At 66.8% G+C, this 20,301-nt stretch carries 16 protein-coding genes; 5 read left to right on the top strand and 11 right to left on the bottom strand.

Going from position 1 to position 20,301, the window contains the following annotated elements:
- The first annotated feature begins 145 nt into the window (after nt 1–145).
- Together D6T63_RS10215 and D6T63_RS10210 are read left to right on the top strand one after the other, a co-directional pair.
- Nucleotides 146–1,999 (top strand): alpha/beta fold hydrolase, encoded by a 1,854-nt coding sequence (locus D6T63_RS10215; protein WP_120148912.1) that lies wholly within the window; start codon nt 146–148, stop codon nt 1,997–1,999.
- Nucleotides 2,000–2,210: 211 nt separating this feature from the next.
- Nucleotides 2,211–3,242, top strand: a complete 1,032-nt coding sequence (locus D6T63_RS10210; RefSeq protein WP_120148911.1) for an LLM class flavin-dependent oxidoreductase — start codon at nt 2,211–2,213, stop codon at nt 3,240–3,242.
- A 171-nt stretch (nt 3,243–3,413) separates the two neighbouring features.
- Here D6T63_RS10210 and D6T63_RS10205 read toward each other — a convergent pair whose 3' ends face one another.
- Nucleotides 3,414–4,214, bottom strand: a complete 801-nt coding sequence (locus tag D6T63_RS10205) for a response regulator transcription factor (protein WP_120148910.1) — start codon at nt 4,212–4,214, stop codon at nt 3,414–3,416.
- 108 nt (nt 4,215–4,322) lie between these two features.
- The gene (locus D6T63_RS10200; protein ID WP_120148909.1) at nt 4,323–5,807 is read right to left on the bottom strand and encodes an MFS transporter; all 1,485 of its coding nucleotides are present in this window, start codon (nt 5,805–5,807) and stop codon (nt 4,323–4,325) included.
- Between the two features lie 89 nt (nt 5,808–5,896).
- Here D6T63_RS10200 and D6T63_RS10195 point away from each other — a divergent pair, with 89 nt between their 5' ends.
- The gene (locus D6T63_RS10195) at nt 5,897–6,457 is read left to right on the top strand and encodes a TetR family transcriptional regulator (protein ID WP_120148908.1); all 561 of its coding nucleotides are present in this window, start codon (nt 5,897–5,899) and stop codon (nt 6,455–6,457) included.
- Nucleotides 6,458–6,671: 214 nt separating this feature from the next.
- Here D6T63_RS10195 and D6T63_RS10190 read toward each other — a convergent pair whose 3' ends face one another.
- The 3 genes from D6T63_RS10190 to D6T63_RS10180 all read right to left on the bottom strand — a co-directional run bounded on the left by D6T63_RS10190 (nt 6,672) and on the right by D6T63_RS10180 (nt 10,868).
- A complete protein-coding gene (locus D6T63_RS10190; RefSeq protein WP_120148907.1) occupies nt 6,672–8,111 on the bottom strand; it encodes a phytoene desaturase family protein in 1,440 nt (479 codons plus the stop codon).
- Nucleotides 8,112–8,154: 43 nt separating this feature from the next.
- A complete protein-coding gene (locus D6T63_RS10185; RefSeq protein WP_182976947.1) occupies nt 8,155–9,258 on the bottom strand; it encodes a lipid II:glycine glycyltransferase FemX in 1,104 nt (367 codons plus the stop codon).
- A gap of 140 nt (nt 9,259–9,398) precedes the next feature.
- Complete coding sequence (locus D6T63_RS10180; protein WP_120148905.1) at nt 9,399–10,868, bottom strand: glycosyltransferase family 87 protein; 1,470 nt, start codon at nt 10,866–10,868, stop codon at nt 9,399–9,401.
- 190 nt (nt 10,869–11,058) lie between these two features.
- On the opposite strand from D6T63_RS10180, the gene D6T63_RS10175 reads away from it, so the two are divergent.
- Nucleotides 11,059–12,144, top strand: coding sequence for an inositol-3-phosphate synthase (locus D6T63_RS10175; protein WP_120148904.1), 1,086 nt, complete (start codon nt 11,059–11,061; stop codon nt 12,142–12,144).
- Between the two features lie 67 nt (nt 12,145–12,211).
- Here D6T63_RS10175 and D6T63_RS10170 read toward each other — a convergent pair whose 3' ends face one another.
- Nucleotides 12,212–12,832, bottom strand: coding sequence for a MerR family transcriptional regulator (locus D6T63_RS10170; protein ID WP_120148903.1), 621 nt, complete (start codon nt 12,830–12,832; stop codon nt 12,212–12,214).
- 103 nt (nt 12,833–12,935) lie between these two features.
- Here D6T63_RS10170 and D6T63_RS10165 point away from each other — a divergent pair, with 103 nt between their 5' ends.
- Nucleotides 12,936–13,433: a DUF2306 domain-containing protein gene (locus D6T63_RS10165; protein ID WP_120148902.1), complete on the top strand. Its 498-nt coding sequence runs from the start codon at nt 12,936–12,938 to the stop codon at nt 13,431–13,433.
- Nucleotides 13,434–13,475: 42 nt separating this feature from the next.
- Here D6T63_RS10165 and D6T63_RS10160 read toward each other — a convergent pair whose 3' ends face one another.
- The 5 genes from D6T63_RS10160 to D6T63_RS10140 form a co-directional block, all read right to left on the bottom strand.
- The gene (locus tag D6T63_RS10160; RefSeq protein WP_120148901.1) at nt 13,476–15,143 is read right to left on the bottom strand and encodes a formate--tetrahydrofolate ligase; all 1,668 of its coding nucleotides are present in this window, start codon (nt 15,141–15,143) and stop codon (nt 13,476–13,478) included.
- A 26-nt stretch (nt 15,144–15,169) separates the two neighbouring features.
- Nucleotides 15,170–15,949: a phosphatase gene (locus D6T63_RS10155; RefSeq protein ID WP_120148900.1), complete on the bottom strand. Its 780-nt coding sequence runs from the start codon at nt 15,947–15,949 to the stop codon at nt 15,170–15,172.
- A gap of 24 nt (nt 15,950–15,973) precedes the next feature.
- Nucleotides 15,974–17,221 carry a D-inositol-3-phosphate glycosyltransferase gene (gene mshA / locus D6T63_RS10150; protein WP_120148899.1) on the bottom strand — a complete coding sequence of 416 codons (1,248 nt, stop codon included), beginning with the start codon at nt 17,219–17,221 and terminating at the stop codon, nt 15,974–15,976.
- 972 nt (nt 17,222–18,193) lie between these two features.
- A complete protein-coding gene (locus D6T63_RS10145) occupies nt 18,194–18,844 on the bottom strand; it encodes a histidine phosphatase family protein (protein ID WP_235830659.1) in 651 nt (216 codons plus the stop codon).
- Complete coding sequence (locus D6T63_RS10140) at nt 18,841–20,286, bottom strand: CCA tRNA nucleotidyltransferase (protein WP_120148898.1); 1,446 nt, start codon at nt 20,284–20,286, stop codon at nt 18,841–18,843. Before D6T63_RS10140 ends, D6T63_RS10145 begins: the two co-directional genes overlap by 4 nt.
- Nucleotides 20,287–20,301 lie beyond the last annotated feature (15 nt).

Genomic DNA, 20,301 nt, shown 5'->3' with positions numbered 1-20,301 from the left:
ACAGCGCCGTCATCACCTACCTCAACCGCGTCGGACTCGCCGCACGCGACCCCTTCGACTGCCCCATCATCAACCAATACCGCCGACGCTAGACACACACCGACACCGTCTGCTTCGCTTCCCCACTCGAGAGTGACCTGCACCCATGGCTTCCATCCGTCTGAGCGGGTTCCTGCCTTTCCTCCTTCAGCGACGCACCAACCAGCCTGCCGACGATCCGACGAGCGCAGAACCCGTGCCCGTGTCCTATCGCGCCTCGACCACTGTCCGGACGACTCTTCGTCCAGGCAGCGGCGATCACCTCGACGTGTCGTATCGCCTCCATTCCTCACGCAGGGCGACCGACGGTGGACAACGACAGGTCTTCGTCCTGGTGCACGGCATCGGGATGTCGCACCGCTACTTCGCTCGCCTGCAGGCAGAGCTGCTCCCCTATGGCGACACCATCGTCCTTGACCTGCCCGGATTCGGGGGAACCCCCACACCGGCCAGGCAACTCGGCGTCGCGGACTACGCGGCTGTCATCGCAGGGGCGCTGGAGGACGCACGGCTCTCCTCGTGCGTCGTGATCGGGCACTCGATGGGCGCCCAGTTCGTCACCGAGCTCGCGATCCAGCATCCCGAGCTCGTCTCGGCCGTGGTGCTCATAGGCCCGGTCACGGATACGTCCCATCCGTCCGCTGCCCGGAACGCCGGCGTCCTGGCACTGGACACCCTGCTGGAACGGCCGGTCACGAACCTCCTGGTCGGCGGGGCCTACCTGCGGTGCGGTATCCGCTGGTACCTGCAGGAGTTGCCCGTGATGTTGGGGTATCGACTGGATGAACGGATAGCCCACGTGGCCCGGCCGGTGCTGATCCTGCGCGGCTCGCTGGATCCGATCGCCAGCGGGACTTGGTGCCGCAAGCTGGCCGGGGCGGCCCGGGACGGGAGCGTGGTAGAGGTGCGAGGCCAATCCCACGCCGCGCATCGCGCTGGTGCCCGCGACGTCGCTGACGCCATCCTGCACCTGGTCGGCAGCCTCCCGGTCCACCCATCCGTCACCGCCAACGTCGACGGACATGCCCGGGCGGATCACGAGGAGCATCCCTCCCGCCGCACCCTCGCCGTTCCCTCACGGACGTCGACGGTCTCTGCCGAAGGATCGACGACGACACCGCGTCTCCCCCGCTCGGGATCACCCTCGGACTGGCGGAGCATCACCGTCGGCGACCGCGAGTGCCGCGCGTACGTCATGGAAGACCGGATCAGGGACCACGAAGCCCGGGGTGGAGGTCGCCCGTCGACGGACCCGATCCCGGTGTTCGTGCTGGTCCATGGGATCGGCATGTCCCACCGCTACTTCCTTCGATTGGGGCGGCAGCTTTCCCGTCATGGGACGGTCCTCGTGATCGACCTGCCAGGTTACGGTTGGACCGGTCGACCCGCCCACAGGGTCACCAACCCCGCAAGTGCCGAACTCCTCGCCACTCTGCTCGACCACCTGGGCGTCTCATCGAGCATCGTCATCGGCCATTCCATGGGTGTCCAGACGGCAACGGAACTTGCTGTCCGGCGGCCGGACCTCGCATCCCGGCTCGTCCTCATCGGAGCGGCAGTCGACGTTCGACGACGAACCGTGCCCGAGCAGGCGCTCACGCTGGGGTTGAACTCGATCCTCGAGAAACCACTGCTGAACACGGTGCAATTCCTCGACGTCCTTCGGTGCGGGCCCCGCTGGTACTTCGCGGAACTGGCGGTTGCCATGAGCTATCCCCTGGAGGAACGCCTACCCCTCGCAACCCAACCGGTTCTCGTGCTGCGCGGGTCCCGCGACCTGGTCGCAGGAGACCGTTGGTCGCGGAGCCTCGCGGATTCCTCACGCGACGGCACGCTCGTCGTCGTCGACGGAGCTCCGCACGCCGTCCACCACAGTTCGGCCGCCGTCGTCGCGCGCCACATTGTCGCATTCATCGCAGAGGCCGAGACCCGCATGCCGGCCGAGGTGTCATCGCACTGATTCACCCGGTCCTGGTGGTCGGTGGGTTGTGCCGGTGCCGGCGCGGGTGGATCGAAGCCCTCCTTACCTTGCCCGGCACTGCCGATCGCGCAGCGTCTCTCCTTTGATCGTCGGTCGATTTCCATGCGTATGCATGGAATAAGCCGGAGCCGCGACCCGTTCTATCTGCAGGTCCGCAGTGGGCCTGATCTGCAAACACGGGAGTTGCACCATGGCGCGCGAACTGGAATTCGGACTGGACACCTTCGGGGACGTCACACGCGGCGAGGACGGTCGGCCCGTCTCCTATCCGCAGGTCATCCGGAACGTGATCGCCGAAGCCGTCCTCGCGGACGAGGTAGGCGTCGACTTCATCGGCGTGGGCGAACACCACCGGGACGACTTCTCCATCTCGGCTCCCGAGATCGTCCTCGCCGCCATCGCCGGACAGACGAAGCGCATTCGCCTCGGCTCGGCCGTCACGGTGCTCAGTTCCGACGATCCGGTCCGCGTCTACCAGCGCTTCGCCACGCTCGACGCCGCCTCGAACGGCCGGGCCGAGGTAATCCTCGGCCGCGGATCCTTCACCGAGTCCTTCCCCCTCTTCGGTTACGAGCTCTCCGACTACGAGCGGCTCTTCGAAGAGAAACTCGACCTGTTCTCCGAGCTGATCAAGGAGGGTCCCGTGACGTGGTCCGGCAGCACGCGACCCGGACTGGAGCAGCACGAGGTCTACCCGAAGACCGACGGCGGACGCCTGAAGACATGGATCGGTGTCGGTGGAAGCCCTGAATCGGTGGTGCGTGCAGCACGCTACGGGATGCCCCTCATGCTCGCCATCATCGGTGGCGACCCCGCGCGCTTCGCACCCTACGTCGACCTGTACCACCGGGCGCTGACGCAGCTCGGCCAGCCCACGCTTCCCATCGGTGTGCACTCCCCGGGGTACATCGCGGATTCGGACGAGCAGGCCCGTGAGGAGCTGTGGCCGGACAATCGCATCATGCGTGATCGTATCGGCCGCGAGCGCGGGTGGGGCCCGACGACAAGGGACGAGTTCGACCAGGAGGCCGACTTCGGCTCGCTGTACGTCGGCTCTCCGGAAACCGTCGCGAAGAAGATCGCGACGACAGTGCAGACCCTCGGTATCGACCGCTTCGACATGAAGTACAGCGCCGGCCCGCTGCCACATGAGAAGTTGATGCACAGCATCGAGCTCTACGGCACGAAGGTCATCCCGATGGTCCGGGAGATTCTCGCCTAGGTTCGGCGACGCTCCGACCCGCCTTCGCCCTTTCTTCGGTTTTCTTTCGGCGTTCAGGCATGGCCCCCTTGAAGGGTGTCGACCAGAGTGGACGTAAGGAGTCCACCACTCCTTTTTTCTCCCCGCCGGTTCCGGTCCGTCCACCGCAACCGGCGGGGAGACTGGAGAAATTCAGCCGAGGCTTGACGGCATCATCCGGTAGCCCACGCCGCGAACCGTGCGGATGAAGCGCGGGGCCTTCGTGTCCTCGCCAAGCTTCTTCCGCAGATTCCGGATATGAACCTCGACCAGGTGCTGGTCGTTGACCCAGCCGTCCCCCCAAATACGCGAGAGCAGTGTCTCCCGCTGCCAGACCCGCCGTGGTCCCGAGACGAGCGTGGCCAGGAGATCGAACTCGATCCGCGTCAGCGGTAGCTCGGTCCCGTCGAGCGTGGCGATCCGGCCCTCGGTGTCGATGGTGATGGTGCCGTGGACCAGGAGACCCTCAACCTGCTCCGCAATCGCGGGCGCCGCGGTCGCGGTGGCGACCGACGCCGGGGACGCCTCGTCCGGGTCTGCGCCGAGCAGGGGCTGGGACACGTTGCGGACGGTGCTCCTCGGGCGACGGAACATCGCGTTGACCCGCGCACCGACCTCCCGCGGACTGAAGGGCTTGACCACGAAGTCGTCCGCGCCGATTTCCAGGCCGATGAGGCGGTCGATCTCGTCCTTCCGGGCGGTAATCATGATTACGTAGGCGTCCGTCAGCGGCCGGATCTGGCGGCACACCTCCACACCGTCGATATCGGGGAGGTTGAGGTCCAGGGTCACGAGATCGGGCTGGTGTTCCCGCACGAGTGCCACTCCCTGCCGTCCGGTCTCCGCCTCGATGGTGGTGAACCCGTTCATGCCGAGGGTCATGACCAGAAGTTGCCGCACATCGGCGTCGTCTTCGATGATGAGTGCAACACGCGCGTCGGGGTCGGAGGTCATAACTGACACACTGCCAGAAGATCGAAGCGCGACCGAGCGCATCGGAGTCGTTCCTCCGATTTTTCGGTCGGCACCCCCGTCGAGGGCACCACGCGAGAGCCGGATGGCCTAGCCAAGGTGTGCGGACTCGCCCGACTGCGAAAACTCTTCCCTCGCGACCCTGATCATGAACCAGGAGATCGGCGAGGCGAGGGCGAGGGCCACGGCTGCGGCCAGGAACACGACGGAGTAGCCGTCCACGAGTGGCTGCAGTCCACCGGCGTTCCCTTCCGCCGTGCCGGTACCCGCACCTACGGCGTAGAGGGCGGTGAAGACCGCGGTGCCGATGGATCCGCCGATCTGCTGCGTCGCCGTCACGGCGGCGCTGGCCACTCCCGAGTCCCGGGGTTCGATCCCGAGGAGGGCGACGTTCTGGAGGGGGACGAAGATGAACGCGAGGCCCACGCCCAGCAGGATCTGCCCGGGCAGCACCTCGAGCACGTAGGACCCGCCCACGGTGATGCGGCTGAGCAGCAACAGTCCGGTCGCGGCGATCAACGGACCGACGGTCATGAGGATGCGGGGACCGACCCTGGGCAGGAGGCGCGACACCACGCCGGCACAGATGATGATGGCCGCCGTCATGGGTAGCGAAGCTAGTCCGGAGTGCAGCGGGCTCAGGCCGAGGACGATCTGGAAGTAGAGCGTCAGGTAGAGCAGTGCCCCGAGCAGTGCGGCGCCCACCGCGATCGACGAGAGGTAGGCGCCGGCCCGGGCCCGGTCCGTGATGATGCGCAGCGGTAGCAGTGGATGTGCCGCACGCGATTCCACGAGGATGAAGAGGGCCAGCAGGAGGACGCCGAGGGCCAGGAAGCCGAGGGTGTCCAGGCGGATCCAGCCGGCCTCGGCACGCGAGAAGCCGTAGACCACGGAGGCGAGCCCGAGGCTCACGAGGACGGCACCCGGTATGTCGTAGCGGGTGCTACCCTCGGCCCGGCTCTCGCGGAGCAGGGGGATGCCGGCAGCAATGGCCACCACGGCGATCGGGACGTTCACGAGCAGGCACCAGTGCCAGCTGAAGTACTCCGTCAGGACTCCACCGAGCAGGAGGCCGACCGCTGCTCCACCGCCGGCGATCGTTCCGTAGACCGCGAAGGCCCGTACCCGGTCGCGGCCTCCGGGGAACGTCACCGAGAGGATGGCGAGCGCTGCCGGAGCCAGCAGTGCGGCGAACGCACCCTGAAGTCCGCGGGCGAGCAGGAGCAGTTCACCCGAGGTTGCGATGCCGCCCATGGCCGAGGCGAGGGCGAAGCCGCCCATGCCGACGAGGAAGGAGCGCTTCCTTCCCCAGAAGTCGGCGATCCGACCACCGAGGAGCAGGAGGGCGCCGAAGGTCAGGGCGTAGAGCGTGACGACCCAGCTGCGGTCGCTGTCGGACATTGCGAGCTCCAGCTGGGCCTGGGGCAGGGCGATGTTCACGATGGTTCCGTCGAGGACGACGGTGAGCTGCGCGAGGGCGACGATGGCGAGTACGAGCCATCGGTTGGCGGGCGCCTTGTCCCTGGCGGTGTCCAGAATGGACGGGTTGGCGAAACCCGAGGGTGGGGTGGTCATGGATCTCCTCAGAAGTGGTGTCGGATCGAGGGTATGGTCCACGTCGGGCGGGAGTCAAACGAACTAGTTCGTTTGGGTATACTCGAGGGATGCACTCGACGACGGACGTAAGGTCACGCATCCTCTCGGCTGCCCGGACCGAGTTCGCGTCCTCCGGGCTGGCGGGTGCGAGAATCGATCGCATCGCGAAGGCGGCGAGTGCCAGCAAGGAACGCCTCTACGCGCACTTCACCGACAAGTCGGCGCTCTTCCAGGCCGTCCTGGATGTCAATGCAGCCGAGTTCCATCAGGCCGTCGTGCTCGATCCGGGAGATGTGCCCGCTTTCGTTGGTGCGGCCTTCGACCACACGCACGATCATCCCGACATCCTTCGGATGCTGACGTGGGCGCGGCTCGAGGGCGTCCAGTACGACCTGCCATCGGGGTCCTCGCCGGACAGCAAGCTTTCGGCGCTGAGGGAAGCGCAGGAACGCGGACTCGTGGATACGTCGTGGGCCCCCGAAGAGCTCCTGCCCCTGCTGTTCGGAGTCGCGCAGGCGTGGGTCCAGGCTCCCCTGGTGGCCCGCTGGAATGCACCCGCGACTCCTCTTGCCGCACACCGCGCCTCCGCGGTGGAGGCGGCACGCCGGATCATCCGATCCGAAGCCTGACCCGAGGTCGCACCCCGCCCATTGCACTCGACGTGGACTCGACCGGGGTCCCGGCAACCGCAGGATGGTCCGACCCGGGCGATAGTGGCGGGGACCGCGCACTCCTCGGTCCGGCAAGGTCCGGCAACCGGACGTTATGAAAGGCCTTTACGGAGACGCAGTGGGTCACCCTGCAGGGAAGATCGCGCGGTACCCGTTCTGACCGACGGGCTCCTCAGAGGCCGAGCGCCGGGACGGACAGGCCGAACTCGCGCCTGAGGGCGAGCTTCGCCGCGTTGAGCCCGGCCATGCCGTGCACTCCTGGCCCGGGCGGTGTCGATTGCGAGCACAGGTACACCCCCTTGATGGGAGTCGCCCATGGCTGCAGCGAGGGCACCGGCCGAGCGACGATCTGCCGCAGGTTTACCGCCCCGCTGCTGAAGTCCCCGCCCACATAGTTCGCGTTGTACACCTCGAGCTCGCTCGCGGTCGTCGTATGGCTGCGGACGACGACGTCGCGGAACCCGGGCGCGAAGCGCTCGACCTGCGCGGTGACGGCCTCTGCCATGTCCCGCGTGGAACCGCGCGGTACGTGGCAGTAGGTCCATAGCGTGTGCCGACCGTCCGGCGCGCGCGTCGGATCGAACGACGACGGCTGGGACAGGAGCACGTACGGACTGTCCGGATGCTCGCCCTGGTTGACCTGCTTCTCGCCGGCGGCGATCTCCTCGCGGGTCCCCCCGAGGTGAGCCGTCCCGGCCCTGTGGAGTTCGGGGTGTGTCCATGGCACCGGACCGGACAGGATGAAGTCCACCTTGCAGGCCGCGTTGCCGTACGTGAATGCGGAAAGGGCCTTCTCGTACGCCGCGGGCAGACGCCCGCGGGACATCGCCTGGAACGTCTTGGGCGCTACGTCGAGGAGCACCACGCGCGCGTCCGACACCTCGGCCAGGGTCTCGATCCTGCTGTTGGTGATGATCTCGCCGCCGTGCCGCCGGACGTCCAGGGCGAGGGCGTCCGCGATGGACTGGGATCCGCCCACCGGGATGGGCCAGCCCACGGTGTGCGCCAGGAGGTTGAGCACCAGGCCCGCCCCCGCTCCCGTCAGGGACGGCAGCGTTCCCACCGGGTGCGCCATGACACCCGTGACGAGCGCTCTGGCCTCATCGGTGCGGAAGCGGCGGTTCCAAGTCGGCAGTCCCTGGTCGAGGACCGCCAGCCCGAAGCGGAGCGCGGCCTCCGGCCGCTTCGGGATGCGGACGACATGGTTGAGCGTGAACGCGAGGATCCCCTCCTCGCGATCACTCAGTGGCTGCAGCAGTCGGCGATAAGCCTCGCCGTCAGCACCGAGCCCGGCCACCGTCTGCTCCATGCTCCGGTAGGCCACTCCGGCCCGGCCGCCGTCGAGCGGGTGGGCGAAGGACACCTCGGGGACGGCGAATCCGATGCGGCGGCTCAGCTGGAAGGCGCGGAAGAAAGGGGACGCAAGTGCCATCGGGTGGACTGCGGAGCAGAAATCATGGAGGTGGTCGCGATCCATGAGCTCGACGGAACGCGAGCCGCCACCGATGGTGGGAGCAGCCTCGTGCACCCTGACGGACAATCCGGCTCGTGCCATGACGACGCCGGCCGCGAGTCCGTTCGGCCCGGAACCGACGATCTCCACATCCACCATGGGATTTCCTCTCCTGAAGCAGCGGGGTGTCTCCCCACCCGGACTACATTTCTGCGGCGGTCGGGCTGACGCGTCCGCTTTCTGATCTCCGTACCAGACCGGACGCGCGCCGGACGATACCTCCTGCAGCGGCAGGAGCTGCCCGCCGTGCGGCCAGCAGGGCCGAGACGGCGCGATAGCGGACAGGACTCAGCGGGATGTCATAGGTGGTAGGCACCACCACGACATTTTTCGAGAAGTTCCGCTTGAAGGTGGTGACGTTCGCGAGCGACGGGTAGTTCGCGCTCTCGATGCCCGTCAGGCCACAGGCGGTGTTGCCCGCGGCCTTCAACGTCCGGAACGCCTCCCACAGCAACAGGTACGGGGCGAAGGTGCTGCGGGCCGCGTGGGTGCTGCCCGCGAAATAGTAGACCGCGTAGCCGCGGTATTCCGTGGTGATGAGCCAGCTCAGGGGAATGCCATCGCGATAGGCGACGAGAAGGCGCAGGTGGTCACCCAGCACGGCCAGCAGCGTCTCGTAGTAGGACGAGTCGAACGACTGGAAGCCGTCGCGCTCCGCGGTCTCCTGCATGATGGGGAACAACTCGCGCGCGAAGACGTTCTTCCATTCCTCTCGAGGAATGTGTTCGATGGTGACTCCGTTGCGCTGCGCCCTGCGGATGCTGTTGCGTGCATTGGGGCGAAAACTCTTGAGGAGTCCGGCTTCCGACGGCGTGAGGTCGACCACGATCTCACGCTCGTACCAGCCGTGCTCGATCGGACCCGTAGCCGGAGCCTGGAGTGTTGCGACCTGCATCCTCACGTACAGCGGATGCGCGGTCGGATGGTTGCGAAACTGCTCTCGCACCGTCTCCATCATCACGCGCTCGGCAGCCGGTGTCCGCTGGGCGAACCACACGGGTCCGTTGACGACGACGACGGATTCCCTGGAGCGGCGCACCACGTGGACGTAACTGGCAGTCGCTACGAGTGCCCCCGCCATGTCCCTGTATTCCCAGATCCCGAGCGGCGAGCGGCCCAGTGCGCGCTCGAACTCCACCCAGTCGGGCGTCTGTTCAAGCGGTATCACGACGTCGGGATGCGTGGCGGCGATCGCGTCGAAAGCGCTCCTGTCGAGCGTGCTGGCGGTCAGGGATGGTGCAGTCACTGAGGTCTTCCGGTGGAGGTTCATCTGGGGCCTGGTCGACGGGCGCCCTGGTGGCCGGCCATTCGTACCCACGGGTGCTGGCTCGGCCGGGCGATCCGCGCGGTCCGGCCAGCCTATCGGAGCAGAACGGCGACGTCCGGTCACCGCTCGCCGAGGGGTCCTGCTCGCACGGCCTTGCGCGGACGGAGGCGGGAGTGCAGTGTGAATCGGTCCGGTGCGTCATCGAACAGTCCGCCGTGCGGATCATCGATGCCGATGCGCCGCACCAGGTCCTGCCGCGGAGCCAGGATCTCCGAGACCACGACGGCCATGACGTATGCCATTCCTAGAATATGTGCCATGACCGCCCAGGCATATACGCCCAGCCCGAGGTTGTGCTCCGGGGCTCCTCCACTCGTCATACCGCCCAGGTATAGCCAGACCGCCCACCAGTGGAGCACCTCGCCGAGTTGCCATACGAACACCACCCGCCATCGGGGCACAGCCAGGGCCACCAGGGGGACGAGCCATAGGGCGTACTGCGGTGAATAGACCTTGTTGCACAGGATGAACGCCCCCACGATCAGCAGGGCGAGCTGTGCAAGGCGCGGCCGACGCTCCGCACGCAGGGTGAGGACCGCGACGCCGGCACATGCGAGCCCGAAGATCCCGACGGCTCCGATGTTGACCGCGGCGGGCGACAGCGCCGCGACGTCGGCCTGACGTGCCAGTGCGTTGTAGACGTACCACCCCGAGGAAAAGCCCGCGTCGCGCGTTTCCGAGAACGTGAGGAAGTAGCCCCAGCCCTCGGGGTCCCGCAGGAGGAACGGCACATTGACCACGAGCCAGGCGCCCGCGGTGCCCGCGAGCGCCGCGAGGAACGGCCGGTACCGCCCCGAGCGGAGGGAGAGGACCAGCACCGCACCCAGGAGCAGCACCGGATAGAGCTTCACCGCCGTGCCCAGACCCCAGAGAATGCCCGCAAGGACCGGGCGGTCGCGGGCGAAAGCCAGCATCCCAGCCGTCGCGAGGAGCACGGCCCACAGGTCCCAGTTGATGCTCCCGGACAGGATGATCACCGGGGCCGTCGCGACGATGGCCGCGTCCCAGGGCCTGCGACTTGCGAGGCGCAGGGTCACCAGCACGGTCAGAAGCCAGACCCCGGCGACGAGCACCATGTTCAGGTCGAAGAAGAGCAACGCTTTCGACTGGATCTCTGCACCACCGGCGACGGCGTCGACGATGAACGCGGTGGCGGACGCCAGCAGGCCGAGCAGCACGGGGTACTCGAAGAGCGCACCGGGTGTGATGAACGGCAGGACGCCCTCACCGAGCCCCCGGCTCTGGTAGAGCTCCGGCCAGTCGGAGTAGCACGCGCGGTAGAAGTGGTCCGGCGAGGACCACCCGCCGACCCTGCAGGGGTTCTTGGCGACGGCGGCGAGCACCGCCGAGCAGACGGTGAAAAGGATCAGGACGCGCTGCAGGGTGAACCAGCGCGCGGAGACGCGTCCCGGGTCCGCATGGCGCCCGAGGGGGCCGCCGATCCCCTCCACCAGGGGCCGGAGGAAGGCGTCGGACCGGCTCGGGATGCTGATGCGGTAGGGCCCGCGCCCGCCCGTCCCGGAAGTCATGCACCGAGCCTAGCGGCCCGGCCGCGGCGTACTTCCGCTGCTGACCCGGTTGACGGGCGGAACCGGAGGAAGGCAAGGAATGGGGGTGCATACTCCGGCGTTATGAAGTGAACGTAGACTGGCAGTTCCTGCCGACCGCGCCCTGCGCGATGACGGCGGGGGCATATTCAACGGGCTTTCGAGGAGAACTGTGGGACAGAACCCCATTCGCGTGGCAATCATTGGAGTCGGCAACTGTGCCGCGTCGCTTGTACAGGGCGTGCACTACTACCGTGACGCGGACGCATCGGGGGTCATCCCCGGCCTCATGCATGTCGAATTCGGCAAGTACCACGTGGGGGACGTGCAGTTCGTGGCGGCGTTCGACGTCGACGGCAAGAAAGTCGGCCACGATCTCGCCGAAGCCATCGGTGCGAGCGAGAACAACACCATCAAGATCGCCGACGTGCCCCCCACCGGAGTGATCGTGCAGCGCGGCCACACCCTGGATGGCCTGGGCAAGTACTACCGCGAGACCATCGTCGAGTCCGACGAGGAACCCGTCGACATCGTCGCGCAGCTCAAGGCCTCGAAGGCCGACGTCCTGGTCTGCTACCTGCCCGTCGGATCCGAGCACGCAGCGAAGTACTACGCGCAGTGCGCCATCGACGCCGGCGTGGCCTTCGTCAATGCCCTTCCCGTGTTCATCGCGGGCACCAAGGAATGGGCGGACAAGTTCACCGAGGCCGGGATCCCGATCGTGGGCGACGACATCAAGAGCCAGATCGGCGCCACGATCACGCACCGGGTCATGGCGAAGCTGTTCGAGGACCGCGGCGTCACCCTGGACCGCACCTATCAGCTGAACGTCGGCGGCAATATGGACTTCAAGAACATGCTCGAGCGCGATCGCCTCGAGTCGAAAAAGATCTCCAAGACCCAGGCCGTCACGTCGAACGTCAAGGCCGAGCTGCGCCCCAACGACGTACACATCGGCCCGTCCGACTACGTGGCATGGCTCGATGACCGCAAATGGGCCTTCGTGCGCCTCGAAGGCCGCAACTTCGGTGACGCTCCGGTCTCCCTCGAGTACAAGCTGGAGGTCTGGGACTCCCCGAACTCGGCCGGAGTCATCATCGACGCCATCCGCGCCGCGAAGATCGCCCTGGACCGCGGCATCGGGGGGCCCCTGCTCTCCGCTTCCAGTTACTTCATGAAGTCCCCACCGGAGCAGTACGCGGACGACATAGCCCACGAGAAGGTCGAAGCGTTCATCCGCGGCGATATCGAGCGCTAGAACTGCAGGTGGATGAGGGGGGCGGGACACGTCGTGTCCCGCCCTCCTCATCTCTAACCGGGCCGCGTCACCGTGCACCGTACCGCCGGATGGAGTGGCTCGCCTGGGCAAGGGCGACGAGCGCGAGGATGAGCTGGTTGTGCAGGTGCATTCCGATCGCCGCCGTCAGGATGAACTCCTCGATGCTCTCCTGCACGTCGGTGACCGCCAGTTGTGCTTCGGCGATGGCGTCGGCCGCCCGTGCGTAGGAGGCCAGGACCGCTGGGTCCGTGACCACGCCGGCAGCCTCCATCACGGCGAGGTGCTCACCGACGGCGGCACGCGCTCCGCTCTCCTCATCGGCCCACCCCATCACTTGGACGAGATCGTCGACTGCCGCGGACTCGCGCACGCCGTCTCCGCGGTATCCCAGGACCACCGATTGCACCGTTGCCAGCAGGGCGAGCCGCTGCTCGGCCGAGGCGTCGGCGCCGGCGGACGCGTCGATGATCCGGCGGATGTCCTCCAGGCCCAGGCCGATGGAGGCCCGGAGACCCTGAATGAGCCGTAGCCGCCGCACGTGCCGAATCCCGTAGGCCGCCCTGGTCGGATGGATGGCGTCGCCCGCCTCCAGCAGCCCTGAGCGAAGGTAGAACTTGATGCTCGCAGCGCTGATCCCACTCGCCTCGCTGAGTTCGCCGAGCCTCATCCAGGCGCTCCTTCCACAAGTGCGTACAACGGCGGGTGGGATAGCTGCACACGCATCAGCTGTCCTGATATCCATCACGAGATAGTAGAACTATCCTAACAACATGGACTGGAACCCGCTTCTCGCAACGCATGTCGTCGCAGCCCTCGTCGCACTGGTCATCGGGCCGGTGAATATCCTCCGTCGACGGCGCGACCGCACCCACCGCGTCCTCGGCTATACGTGGGCCGCCTCCATGTACTACGTGTGCGGAAGCAGCTTCTGGATCGTGACCGACGGACGCTACAGCTGGCTCCACGGCCTGTCGGCGTTCACGGTCGTCACGGTGAGCCTCGGCATTCTGGCAGCGGTGAGGGGGAACATCCCGGGACACCTGATGAACATGGTCGGCAGCTATCTCGGTCTCCTGGCAGCGTTCGGCTTCGCTGCTGGTGTTCCCTCCCGCGCGATTCCGCGCCTGCTTGTGAGCGATCCCGCCACGGCCTGGTTCGTGGTCGCCGTCGTCGTCGCAGGCGTCGCCGCGCTCTACCTGACGGTGCGCCCGAGACGACGGCAGACGACGGCGATCGTCCGCGTCACTTCGGCGCGTGTCGGCACCTGACCTGGAGCGGCCCGCGCCGGACAGGAGGGCTGGAGAGGGCGGCTAGAACAGTCCGACGGCGTTGCCCTCGGCGTCGACGTCCATCCGGAGGGCGGCAGGCTCTTTCGGCAGTCCCGGCATCGTCATCACGGATCCCGTCAGGGCGACGATGAAGCCCGCCCCTGTCTTCGGGATCAGGTCACGGACGTGGACAGTGAACCCCTTCGGCGCGCCGAGCACGCTCGGGTCATCGGAGAACGAGTACTGCGTCTTGGCCATGCAGACGGGCAGGCGCGACCAGCCGTTCGCCTCGATCTCCTTGAGTCGTCGCAGGGCGGGCACCGAGAAGTCGACCCCGTCGGCCCCGTAGATCTCCTGGACGATCGTGCGGATCTTGTCCTCGACGGAGAGGTCGAGGGAGTAGAGATGGGAAAAGGTGACGGGCCGCTCGAGGGCGGCGAGCACCTTCGCCGCGAGCTCGTCCCCGCCGGGTCCACCACCGCCCTGGCCCCACACATCGGCGACGGCGGCGTCGATGCCTTCGCCTGCGCACCAGGAGATGAGCCAGTCGAGCTCCTCATCCGTGTCCGTCCCGAACCTGTTGACGGCGACAACGGGTGCGATGCCGAACCTCTCGATGTTCCGCACATGACGGAGCAGGTTGGCGCTCCCGTGCCGGAGGGCTTCGACATCGGGTTCCGAGAGATCGGCCTTCGCTACTCCGCCGTGCATCTTCAGGGCACGGATGGTCGCGACGATGACGACGGCGTCGGGCGCGACATCCGCGACGCGGGCCTTGATGTCCATGTACTTCTCGGCCCCGAGGTCCGCTCCGAACCCTGCCTCCGTCACCACGATATCGGCGAGGCTCCGGGCCGTCCGCGTGGCGATCACCGAATTGCAACCATGGGCGATATTCGCGAAGGGTCCGCCGTGCACAAGGGCCGGTGTGCCGGCAATGGTCTGCACGAGGTTCGGCTTGATGGCGTCCCTGAGTAGCAGCGCCAGGGCACCCTCGACGCCCAGGTCGCCGACGGTCAGCGGCGTGCGTTCGAAGGTGTAACCGAAGGTGATGGCAGAGAGGCGCGCCTTGAGGTCGTCGAGGTCCCGGGCCAGGCAGAAGACCGCCATGATCTCCGAGGCGACGGTGATGTCGAACCCGTCCTGCCGCGGTGTACCCTGAGCCGGTCCGCCGAGCCCGATGACGACCTCGCGGAGAGCCCTGTCGTTGACGTCGAGGACACGCTTGAACGTGATCCGGCGCGGATCGATCCCGAGCTCGTTCCCTTGGTGGATGTGGTTGTCGATCAGGGCGGCCAATGCGTTGTTCGCCGAGGTGATGGCGTGGAAGTCACCCGTGAAATGCAGGTTTATCTCGTCCATGGGTAGCACCTGCGAGAGCCCGCCGCCCGTCGCGCCTCCCTTCATGCCCAGCACCGGACCAAGGGACGGCTCGCGGAGCGCGATCATCACGCGCCGGCCGGCCCTGGAGAGCGAGTCGGCGAGGCCGACGGTGCAGGTGGACTTACCCTCCCCCGCCGGAGTCGGGCTCATGGCGCTGACCAGGACCACCTTGCCGGGCACCCGGCCGTTGTCAGGGAGCAGTCGTGGGTCGATCTTCGCCTTGAAGTGACCGTGGAGCTCGAGCGCCTCGCGCGGTATGCCCGCCGCGTCGGCTATGTCCCCGATGGGCCTGACCGCGGCGGCGCGGGCAATCTCAAGATCGCTCATGCAGCAAACCTATCAGCGCCTTCGTGTCATGCCGGAGGCAACCCGGCGCGATCGAGGACGTAGGCGATCAGCGGATCGTAGAGCCCCGGACATACGTTGTCGTCGAGCGGGACGGCTACCTCGATCTGCCCCTGCGCCTCGGAGACGAAGAGTCCCGGATCGTTGCAGTCGGCGAATCCGATGGTCGGCAGGCCTGCGCTGGCTGCCTGTCCTGCCCACCCGTGATCAGCAACGACAAGGTCGGGCATATCGAGACCCTCACCGGCGAGGGTTTGCAGGCTCAACCGCATGGGTTCCGGCAGGTGCGTGTGCATCAGGCCGCCGTGCTGGTGCCATACCAGCACCCCGAAGATCTGTCGGATGTCGCCCGCACCGAAGCGGCGTCCCTCGGACACCTGCACCACGGTGGCACCGGCGGCCGCGGCGCCCCGTGCCAAAGCTGCGTGAACGGGCAGCAAGCCTGCCGGATGCCCGGTCGCGAAGAGGATCCGATCCCCCCGATGGGCGGAGGTACCCAGGCGGTCGGCGAAACGGTCGAGTGCGGCGACGCAGAGGGCGGCGTCGATGGTGTCATCGCCCCCGAGATGACCGCGGTCGGGGCTGATTCCCACGCGCTCGTGCATGAGGTCGAAGACGTCGTCGTACGTCCAGTCCCGCGTCAGCCGGACGCCGAACTCGAGGTTCTCGTTCCCCTCGAGGAACAGGCGCATGTGCTTGAGGTTGTCCTGTCGCGAGGTCGCCACCTTGCCGGTGATGCGGACGGAATCGAGGTACGCAGCGAGCTCGGAGGGAATCACACCTCCCATCCTAGGCGGCGTCGACGGCGTGCTTCAGCCCGCGGTCGCGGGTGAGAAGCGCTCCACAGCGGTGCGGTAACTCTGTGCGGTCAGCAGGGCGGTGCGCTGCCAACCGAAGGCGAGTGCGTGCGTGGCGGCCCCTCGCCCAAGCGACTCCCGCAGGCGCATGTCGTCGTACAACCGCTCGAGGGCATCGGCCCAGCCGCTCGCGGAATGCCCGTCCACGAGAAGTCCGCTCCGCCCGTCGCTGATGGCCTGCGGCAGTCCGCCGACGTTCGCGGCGATGACCGGGGTACCGCAGGCCTGTGCTTCGAGCGCCACGAGGCCGAAGGACTCGCTGAAGGACGGCATGACGACCGCGTCGGCCGACCGGAACCACTGCGCGAGATTCGTGGCGGTGACGGGCGGATAGAGCCGGATGTCCTCGGTCAGCTCGGCGTCGTCGATGAGGGGCTGCAGGGCGAGTGCCTCCGATCCGCTGCCGGAACCGAGGATGCTCACGGTGAAGGGGATGTCGGGCCGACGACGGCGGAGCTCCTCGGCCGCGGCAACAAGCACCTGGGGGCCCTTCAGCTTTTGGATCCGACCGGCGAAGACCACGTGGAACTGCTTCAACGGGAAGCCGAGAGCGGCCCTCGCGGCACGTCGGTCGCCGGGATGGAAGGTCGAGAGGTCCACGCCGGGAGCCACGACGTCGATGCGGTCCACTGAGGCGCCGTAGAGCGAGACGAGTTCGGCAGCCTCGGTGCTCGTATTCGCGATGAGCCGCGCTGCGCCGGTGACGATGTCCTGCTCGCCGGCGATCCTCTCGGCCGGCTCTGGTGTGCCGAGCGACTTCATCCGCAGGTCCTTGACCTTCGCCATGGTGTGCATCGAGTGCACGAGGGGCAGGTTCATCTGCCTGCTGAGCGTGAGGCCCACTGTCCCGGACACCCAGTAGTGGGAGTGCAGGACATCGAAATGACCGTCTGCAAGGAGGTGCGCGGCGTCAGTGATCGCGTCGGCGAAGGTTCCAGTGAGCCCTGGGAGGGATTCCTTGGGGATGCGCTTGCGGGGTCCTGCCTCGAGATGGTGGACCACGACGCCGTCGCCCAGCACCTCACGGCTCGGACGCCCCTCGCCCGCCGCGCGCGTGAAGATCTCGACGTCGATCCCCACGCGTGCGAGTTCGAGGGCCGTGCTCCGGACGTAGACGTTCATGCCGCCCGCGTCTCCCCTGCCGGGTTGCTCGAGGGGTGAGGTGTGCAGGGACAGCATGGCTACGCGCCGGACGCCTGACACACCTTCTCCCTTCCGACCGGCGTGGGGAAGGGAGCCGGTCGAGTGACCCTCACGACCCTATAACGCGCTGTTCGTGCACCGAATTCCGGCCCAGATATACCGGGCATACGAACACCGACCTTCAAGGCGAAAGCCCGCGCCGGGAAGCGCGGGCTTCGCTCATTGTCGTGATGATCCTCGGGTCCGTCACTTGATGTACAGCCTGTGGCTCGGTTGCTCGAACCGTTGTGAATCGTCCCAAGGGCCGCGGGACTGGCTGGACAGGATCCGTCCCCAGAGGGAGAACCCGTTCCTCCATCTCCCGAGCATGCGCTGCACATCCTTCCTATGGTGGAAACCGGGCATGGAAACCGATGGCACACCCGACAGGTCCTGTACGGGACCGGCGCCGGGCGGGAGGGGTGTCAGTGATCCGCTCATGATGAATTCACCGCCGGCTGCAGATTCCAGCGCAACGGGTGGAGGTGGCAGGGCACGTCCTTCGGCCACCGTCCCGGAGGGAGGGGCCGCTGACGGTGCAGCCTTATTGACGAATTGGACATGGTTGGGCTGGGAATTGGGCATTATCGACTTTCAATAGGTGCATTCAGGCGCAGAAATGCCGCGAATTGGCATTGCTGAAATGAAAAGGAAGGAAGCCGCACACGGGTGCGAGGGTGGTAGAGCGATCAACCGGCTGACGCCGGTGCGCGAACTTCCTAGTGCGAACGAATGACGAAGGCAGGATTGGCGCCGCGGGCAAGGGCACCGCCGGACATAGTATTCACAATCTCCACCTCCAATTCGTTGATATCACCTACGGTCGTGCGGCCAGGCGTTCCCCGAACTTCAAGTTGGGAAGGCCCAATGGCACGTACATAAAGCTACCGTATGAATTACCTTTTGGCATAGCCTTGTACAAATATTCATTCAGGTAATTTCGCGGGAAGTACTTCCTGCCGGCGGGCGTGGGGCATGCCGCCCGATGAGGTCCTAAAGGTTCCAGTGCACGATAGCCGGCGTGTGCTTGTCCCAGCCGAGCGCGCAGACAGCAGCCGTGCCGAGGACGAAGTGACGACCCTCGATGGCGTCGAGCTGCAGCCACCTCGCCGCGACGATCCGCAGGAAGTGCCCGTGTGCCACGAGGAGCGCATTCTGCACGGGCTTCGCATCGGGATCCCTGTCCGCAGGAGTACCACAGCCTGCCTGTACCCGTGAGATGACGCGGTCCGCACGCTCCGAGACCTGGTTCAGCGTCTCGCCGTTGGGAACCCCGTCCTTCCAGATCAGGTAGCCCGGATTTTCCTTGCGGACGACTGCACTGTCGCGGCCCTCGTTGTCGCCGTAGTCCCACTCGTGAGCGAAGGGAAGGATCTCCGCGTCGGGAAAGCCCGCTAGTTCTGCCGTGCGGACAGCGCGCTGCAGCGGTGAGGTGACCACGAGATCGAAATCGATGCCTGCGAAGTGCTCACGCGCAGCCAGCGCCTGCTCCTCTCCATGCCCGGTCAGCGGCAGATCCGTCAACCCCGTGTAGCGACCATCCCTGGACCACTCCGTCTCGCCGTGCCGCAGGAGCCAAAGCTTCGGAAGGGGAGTTCCTGCGGCGGTGGGGTCCGCTGCTGCTGCGCCTGTCATCGGCTTCATGGTGTGCTCTCCTGGGATTCGGGCTGCTCGCTCCACCACTGGCGGAGCTTGGTCTCGGCGTCGACCGGGTTCTGCGGACCGTGCTCCATGCGTTCCTCGAGGAGGAAGCGGTACGCACGCCCCACCACGGGGCCGGGACGGATTCCGAGAAGGCCCATGATCTGCCCGCCGTCGAGGTCGGGGCGGATCGAGTCCAGTTCCTCCTGGTCGGCGAGCGCGGCGATGCGTGCCTCGAGATCGTCGTATGCGAAGGCCAGCCTTTCGGCCTTGCGCCGGTTCCGGGTGGTGACGTCGGAACGTGTCAGTCGGTGGAGTCGCTCGAGGAGGGGTCCGGCGTCGCTCACGTACCGCCGCACTGCCGAGTCACTCCAGCCGGCCTCGCCATAGCCGTAGAACCGCATATGGAGTTCGACCAACCGGGCGACGGCCTTGATGGTGTCGTTGTCGAACCGGAGCGAACGCAGCCGTTTGGCTGCGAGCTTGGCGCCGACGGCGTCGTGGTGACGGAAGCTGACTGCTCCTCCAGGCTCGAATTTCCGGGTGGCGGGCTTGCCGATGTCGTGCAGGAGCGCTGCGAGGCGCAGGACGACGTCGGGTGTGGGGACCGGTCCGTCGTCGCGCGTCTCGAGTTCGCAGGCCTGGCGCAGGACAGTGAGCGAGTGCTGGTAGACGTCCTTGTGACGGTGGTGCTCATCCGATTCGAGACGGAGGGCGGAGACTTCCGGGAGGACATGTTCGGCCAGCCCGGTGTCCACCATGATGTTGATGCCGGCGTCCGGTGCCGCGCCCTGGATCAGCTTCACCAGCTCATCCCGAACGCGTTCCGCCGAGATGATAGAGATGCGGTCGGCCATCCTGGTCATCGCCTCGGACACCTCCGGAGCCACCGTGACGCCCAACTGGGAGACGAAGCGCGCTGCTCGCATCATGCGCAGCGGGTCGTCGGAGAACGACGACGTCGGTGTGCCGGGGGTGTGCAGAATCCCCGCGTGGAGGTCCCGGACCCCGCCGAACAGATCGACGAGTTCGAGGGAGGGCAGCCGGAGGGCCATGGCGTTGATGGTGAAGTCACGGCGCACGAGGTCCTCTTCCAGGCTCGTACCGAAGGCGACGATCGGCTTGCGCGAGGACGGATCATAGGCCTCTGCCCGATACGTCGTGATCTCGATCTGGTAGCCGTCCTTGCGGAGGCCGATGGTGCCGAACGCCCGCCCGATCTCCCAGTAGGCGTCCGCCCAGCGCCGGACGACGGCGAGTGTCTGGTCCGGATCGGCGTCGGTAGTGAAGTCGAGATCCGGCGACACCCTGCCGAGGAAGAGGTCACGCACCGGTCCGCCCACCAGGGAGAGCTCGTAGCCCGCGTCCTCGAAGAGCTCGCCGACCTCGAGGACAACGGGAGGGAGGTGTGCGGTGAGGGTCGAAGTGTCCAGCAGGTGCGCCATAGTCCCTTAAGGGTG

This window comes from Arthrobacter cheniae (assembly GCF_003602275.1).
Lineage (GTDB): Bacteria > Actinomycetota > Actinomycetes > Actinomycetales > Micrococcaceae > Arthrobacter_D > Arthrobacter_D cheniae.
The sequence above is the reverse complement of the archived record's forward strand: the minus strand, read 5'-3'. Positions and strand labels throughout refer to the sequence as shown.